Genomic DNA, 6000 nt, shown 5'->3' on the forward strand with positions numbered 1-6000 from the left:
GAATGGGCCTGGAGTTGACCTTTGGCCGACGATTGTTCACGAGGAGAGCTTCGTCATCTGAGCAACCGTCCGCATGCCCCGCATCCTCCTGATCAATCCCAACAGCTCGGCCACGACCACCGCGATGATGGTGTCGATTGCGGCCGCCTGCTGCGCCGGCCGGGCCGAGGTGGTCGGCGCGACCGCGACGCGGGCGCCGGCCATGATCGTGGATGCCGAGGCGCTGGCGGCATCGGCGGCGGAAGTGGTCGATATCGGCCGCGCGCATCGCGATGCCTGCGACGGCATCATCGTCGCGGCGTTCGGCGATCCCGGCGCCGCGGAGCTTGGCAGCCAGTGCTCGCTGCCGGTGGCGGGCATCGGCGAGGCGTCGATGCGCGAGGCCGCAGAGGGCGGGCGGCGCTTCGGCGTTGCCACGGTGACGCCCGCGCTGGTCGCGAGCATCGCGGGCCTTGCAGACAGGCTGAACCTGTCGGCGCAGTTCACCGGGACGCGTCTGACGCAGGGCGACCCGGCCGCGCTCGCCGTCGATCCGGCGCGGCTTGCTGCCGCCCTGGCTGACGCCACGCGCGCCTGTATTGCCGAGGACGGCGCCGAGGCCGTGATCATCGGCGGCGGGCCGCTGGCGCAGGCCGCCGATCAGTTGCAGCGGCAATTCGCCGTGCCGATCATCAAGCCGATCGAGGCGGCGGTGGCTGTGTTGCTGTCGCGTCTGTCGGGCTGAGTGCCAGCAGCATTACGGCCGGTAGCTCGCCGCCGGATGCGGCGCCGCGAGCCGGGCGCGGCCGAACAGCTTTTCGCGCAGCGTTCCCGGCTGGTAGGCCTTCTTGTAGCGGCCGCGTCGGGTCAGCTCCGGCACCAGCATGTCCGCGACATCGGCAAAACTCTCCGGTGACAGCGCAAAGGCGAGGTTGAGGCCGTCGACGTCGGTCTGCTCGATCCAGCTCTCGATGAGATCGGCGACCTTCGCCGGTGAGCCGACGAACACCGGGCCGATACCGCCGATGCCGACATGCTCGGCAACCTCGCGCACGGTCCACACCCGGTCCGGATCGGCCCGCGTGACGTTGTCCATCGCACTGCGGCCGGCATCGTTGAGCACGTGGCGGACCTGCTGGTCGAGGTCGTAGGTCGAGAAGTCGACGCCGGTCCAGCCCGACATCAGGGTCAGCGACGCCTCGTGGTCGATGTAGCGGCGATAGTCGGCGAACTTCGCCTCGGCCGCCGCATCGGTTTCGCCGAGCACGACGGTGGCGATGCTGAAGATGACGATGTCGCTGCCCGCGCGACCCGCGTCGGCGGCGGCCTGGCGGATCGCGGCGACGCGCGGCGCGATGATCTTGGCGGACGGGCCGGACATGAACACGCATTCGGCATGCCGGCCGGCGAACACGCGGCCGCGCGGCGAGGTGCCGGCTTGATACAGCACCGGCGTTCGCTGCGGCGACGGCTCGCAGAGATGGATGGCGTCGAGCTGGTAGTTCTCGCCGCGATGGCTGACGCGGTGAACCTTCGTGGGATCGGTGAACACGCCGCTTGTCCGGTCGCGCTTGACGGCGTCGTCCTCCCAGCTACCTTCCCACAGTCTGTAGACGACCTCCATGTACTCGTCGGCGACGTCGTAGCGATCGTCATGCGCAGTCTGGCGCTCCCTGCCCATGCCGCGTGCGGCGCTGTCGAGATAGCCGGTGACGATGTTCCATCCGATACGGCCCTCGGTGAGATGATCGAGCGTCGACATCCGCCGCGCGAACGGGTAGGGCGGCTCATAGGACAAGGTGCAGGTGACGCCGAAGCCGAGATGGGAGGTCGCGGCGGCCATCGCCGAGATCAGCATCATCGGATCGTTCACCGGCACCTGGATGGCGTGGCGGAGCGCCGCGTCGGGGTTGCCGCCATAGACATCGTAGACGCCGAGCACGTCGGCGAGAAACAGTCCGTCGAAGCGGCCGCGCTCCAAGGTCTTGGCGAGGTCGAGCCAATAGGGCAGGCGGTTGTAGTCAGAGGAGCGGTCGCGCGGATGCCGCCACAGGCCGGGCGACTGGTGCCCGACGCAGTTCATCGCAAACGCATTCAACCTGATGTCCGCAGCCATGATGTCCCTCGACGCTTCCTTGACACCCATCAGATGGCACGCTTCGGCTGACGTTTTCAATCGCACCCATGCGCACGGCCGCTTGCGGCGGGCGCAGGCTTGGCTATGGTCGGAAGCGATCGAGCGCGCCGCGAAGCAACGACGATGCGTGACGGGCTTTGGCCCGCAGGTGTGAGGACGACCGTGATGACGATCCGTGTGACGGCGCTGACCGCGGTCTTGCTGACGACGTCGGCCATGGCGTCCGCGCAGGCGGAGGATTTCAAGGCGAGCTGCGCCACGCTGGCGCACGGCTTCTCCGGCAGCGGCCGCATCGTCACGGCGGAATTCGTCGCTGCGGGCGGCGTGCAACTGGCGCCGCCCGCGCCTGCGGGCGCGACCGCACCTGCGCCGGATCACTGCCTGATCCGGGGCAAGATCAACGAGCGTACCGGCATCGACGGCAAGCCCTATGCTGTTGGCTACGAGCTGCGATTGCCTGCGACGTGGAATGGCAAGGTCGTCTTCCAGGGCGGCGGCGGCGTCGACGGTGTGGTGCGCCCGGCGCTCGGCCTGCTCACCGGCGCCACGCCGCCCAATGGACTCTCGAACGGCTATGCCGTGGCCTCGACCGACGCAGGCCATCTCGAGGAGCCGGGACCGCTCGGGCCCTATCTGTTCGGCCTCGATCCGCAGGCGCGGCGCGACAAGGGCTACAGCTCGATTCCGCCGGTGGCTGCTGCCGCCAGGGCCGCGGCCGAGAAGCTGTACGGCAAGGCGCCGCGCCGCTCCTACTTCGCTGGCTGCTCCAACGGCGGCCGCCAGGCGATGGCGGTGACGCAGCGATTCCCGGAGCTGTTCGACGGCGTCATCGCCGGCGCGCCGGCCTATCGCGTGCCGCTGGCCGGCATCGATGTGATCGCGCAGGAGCAGGCGCTGCTGGCGATCGCGCCGCCCGGCCCGGACGGCAAGGCCGATGTCGGCAGCGCGCTGAGCGACGAGGACCTGAAGCTGGTGGCCGATGCCGTGACCGCGTCGTGCGATGGCGCCGACGGCGCCAAGGATGGCATGGTGCAGGACGTCATGGCCTGCCGCTTCGATCCGGCCGTGCTCGCCTGCAAGGAGGGCCAGAGTTCGCAGTGCCTGCCTGTCCCCAAGCTGAAAGCCGTCAAGCTGATGTTCGACGGCAGCCGGAATTCCATGGGCGGATTGATCTATGCGCGCTGGCCGTATGATCCCGGCCTCGCCGCGCCCGGCTGGCGCGCCTGGAAGCTCGGTACGCCCAAAGCGAGTCCGCCCAATGCGCGCAATCTCACGCTCATTCCCGGCGGCGTCGCCTATGATTTCATGAGCCCGCCGGAGACGCCGGAGGATCTCGTCGCCTGGGTGCGCAACTTCGATCTCGACCGCGATCCGCGGAAGGTGATGAAGGGCGCCGGCGGCTTCGACGCCGGCATGGAATATGAGGCCGCGACCTCGACCGATCTCGACGCCTTCAAGGCGAAGGGCGGCAAGATGCTGTTCTATCACGGCACGGCCGACCCGATCTTCTCGGCGCTCGACACCGTCGACTATGTCGATCAGCTCAAGACCAAATACGGCGCTGATGCCGACGGCTTCGCGCGGCTGTTCCTGGTTCCCGGCATGAACCATTGCGGCGGCGGACCCGCCACCGATCAGTTCGACTTGCTGACCGCGCTGGACCGATGGGTGGAGGGCACGGCCGCGGCGCCCGAGGCGATCCGGGCCACCGCGCGGCGCGCGCCCGATGTGCCATGGCCCGGGCGCACACGCGATCTCTGCGCGTTCCCGAAGGTGCTGACGTACAAGGGCAGCGGCAGCCTCGAGGATGCGGCGAATTTCGAGTGCCGCTGATGGGCAAGCCCGGCGCTCGCTGCCTTGCGGCGCGCACGATTGCTTGAGGACGGGTTGACGTTCGGCGTCCGCGTGCCGACTTGAACGACCGTCGAGCGGCCCGTGCTGCCCGGCGGTTCCCCCCTCAGGTCTCGAAGTTCCTCATGGTTGCCGTCAAGACGCGAGCCTTCTGCATCCTGCGCGAATTCGAACGGGCGCAGACCGAGCTGGTCGGCAAGGCTGTGGCGCTGAGCGACGGCAAGGCCGGAACAGTGGAGTACGTCCATCTTGACGAACTCCACGGTCTGCGCATCACCATCGGTGGCCATGACGGCCGCTGGCCGGTGTCGACCATCAAGTTCGCGCAGGCCTGAGTGGCATTGCCTCGTCCACTCAGGTCGCGCAACGACGTGCTGGACTGGCTCCGGACGCTGCGGCGAAAGCGCATGCTCGTTCTGCCCAACCGCGCGCATCAGCCGATGGGACCGGGGCGGGCAGAGACCGCCCCCGGTCCACGCATCCCAGCCGTGCGAAGGAGCCGTCGGCGGCGCTGCGGCTAGCCTCGATGCTCCCGGCGCGGCCGGCCGCTGCTGCTCTGCCGCCCGGACGACGTTGGTCACGGCCGATTCACTTATGTTGATGCGCGCGGCAGCTCCTGATCTAGAGTCGTCGATGCGCATCAATGAAAATGGATGCAATCCCGCATGGACGTAGAAGGTCAAAAGAAGCGGCGCCGGCGTGTCAAGCAGACGATGTCGTTGGGTGAGCGGTTGCTGGAGATGGCGCGCGAAGCGCGAGACAGGGCGAAACGTCTGCCCCCGGGCATCGAGCAGGCCAGGCAGCTGCGGCGCGCCCGCGAGGCCGAAGCGATCGTCGAGCTCGATCGCTTCCTGACGGCTCCCGCACGCAGCACGCCGCCGCGATCGCGTTGACGCCGTCTCGCGCCGGCCTCGGACGACGCGGCGCCGCGGAGGTCACCACGCGGCAGGTCACCAGGCAACAATGTCGACCAAGCAACAATGCCGCGGCTGCTCTTGCTGCATGCGGGCTCGAATTGATGCTGGCATCGCTGCAACGACGCGCTCGACAGGATCGACGTCCCAAGCGACCGTAACGTCCGTGCGTTGGGCAAGTCAGTCCAGAGACGCGAGCACGATGAACCAATTCCAAGCCCGCGCTGATTGAAGCATGTTTGGTTGGTGGCGAGGGCGCCCTCGTCGGGCTGGTGGTATTTCCGGAGCTTGCGGCAACAGGGCTGACCGATCCGGCCGGGACAGCCGAGCCATTCCCGGCCGCGTCACCGCCAGGCTTGCGGATATCGCCGATCGTCCCTCGCATCACTTCCGTGCTCGCGGTGGCGAGACCAATGCCAGTTCGCATTCGCGAATGTGTGCGACGCCGCGAACTTCGATCCCGGGCTCAGCGGCCCGTTCGGTCCGGAACCATTGGCGTTCCGCGCCGCGCCGCGATCGTCGCAGGCGGGGGAGGGGATCGCGACCCTCGAAATCGGCACCAGCAATCTCGACAGCGTCTGTCCGACCAACCTTGTCCGGCGGAAGGATCTCGTCCTGATGCCCATGCCGCACTCGCATCGTGCGCTGGTGCAACCGAAGGCGACAATTCCTGACGCTGCGCGCGCCCGCCGCTCCAAAATGGAACAGAAACGGCGTGTGAGGAGGCCGAGCGTGGGCGGCGACAGCGCTATCCACATTTCTGCACAGCCGTCGCAAAAAGTTCTTGCGCGGGATGCGGCATCGCACTATCTCACCACCACGCCAGCCGGACATCACTGATGACTGAGGCCCCCGACTTTCGGGACCAACGTTGTTTTCCTTGATGTTTCTTCTTCCAACTGGCTCCTGAGTTTTTCTTCAGAAAGGCTCTTGACGGTCTCTCAAAATCAGCTATGTGAAGCGCCCCGGCAATCGGGACTTCCACGGTGAAAGAGACCAAAGAAGTTGATGCACTAATTAGTTCGAAGCGAACTAACAAGTGCGGGCTGTTTGACAAGTGAAGATGAAGAAAGAGAAACGTGGACGGCGGAGTCCTTGCGGGTCTCGGGATTGAAGGCT

Annotated in this window: 6 protein-coding genes; 5 read left to right on the plus strand and 1 reads right to left on the minus strand. The window is 67.2% G+C overall.

Translation table 11 applies throughout. The annotated features are described in order from the left end of the window. Positions 1–73 precede the first annotated feature (73 nt). Positions 74–724 (plus strand): aspartate/glutamate racemase family protein, encoded by a 651-nt coding sequence (locus ACQR0W_RS32370; protein WP_316166941.1) that lies wholly within the window; start codon positions 74–76, stop codon positions 722–724. 12 nt (positions 725–736) lie between these two features. Here ACQR0W_RS32370 and ACQR0W_RS32375 read toward each other — a convergent pair whose 3' ends face one another. After that, positions 737–2095: an LLM class flavin-dependent oxidoreductase gene (locus tag ACQR0W_RS32375; RefSeq protein WP_316171936.1), complete on the minus strand. Its 1359-nt coding sequence runs from the start codon at positions 2093–2095 to the stop codon at positions 737–739. A gap of 186 nt (positions 2096–2281) precedes the next feature. Here ACQR0W_RS32375 and ACQR0W_RS32380 point away from each other — a divergent pair, with 186 nt between their 5' ends. The 4 genes from ACQR0W_RS32380 (at position 2282) to ACQR0W_RS32395 (ending at position 5721) form a co-directional block, all read left to right on the plus strand. Further along, the gene (locus ACQR0W_RS32380; RefSeq protein ID WP_316171937.1) at positions 2282–3949 is read left to right on the plus strand and encodes a tannase/feruloyl esterase family alpha/beta hydrolase; all 1668 of its coding nucleotides are present in this window, start codon (positions 2282–2284) and stop codon (positions 3947–3949) included. Between the two features lie 143 nt (positions 3950–4092). Next, a complete protein-coding gene (locus tag ACQR0W_RS32385; RefSeq protein WP_315718640.1) occupies positions 4093–4302 on the plus strand; it encodes a PRC-barrel domain containing protein in 210 nt (69 codons plus the stop codon). Positions 4303–4632: 330 nt separating this feature from the next. Continuing rightward, positions 4633–4860 (plus strand): hypothetical protein, encoded by a 228-nt coding sequence (locus ACQR0W_RS32390; protein WP_315718641.1) that lies wholly within the window; start codon positions 4633–4635, stop codon positions 4858–4860. A 456-nt stretch (positions 4861–5316) separates the two neighbouring features. Continuing rightward, positions 5317–5721, plus strand: a complete 405-nt coding sequence (locus ACQR0W_RS32395; protein ID WP_316171938.1) for a hypothetical protein — start codon at positions 5317–5319, stop codon at positions 5719–5721. The last annotated feature ends 279 nt before the right edge of the window (positions 5722–6000 follow it).

This window comes from Bradyrhizobium sp. HKCCYLRH1034, from assembly GCF_051168375.1.
Classification (GTDB): Bacteria; Pseudomonadota; Alphaproteobacteria; order Rhizobiales; family Xanthobacteraceae; genus Bradyrhizobium.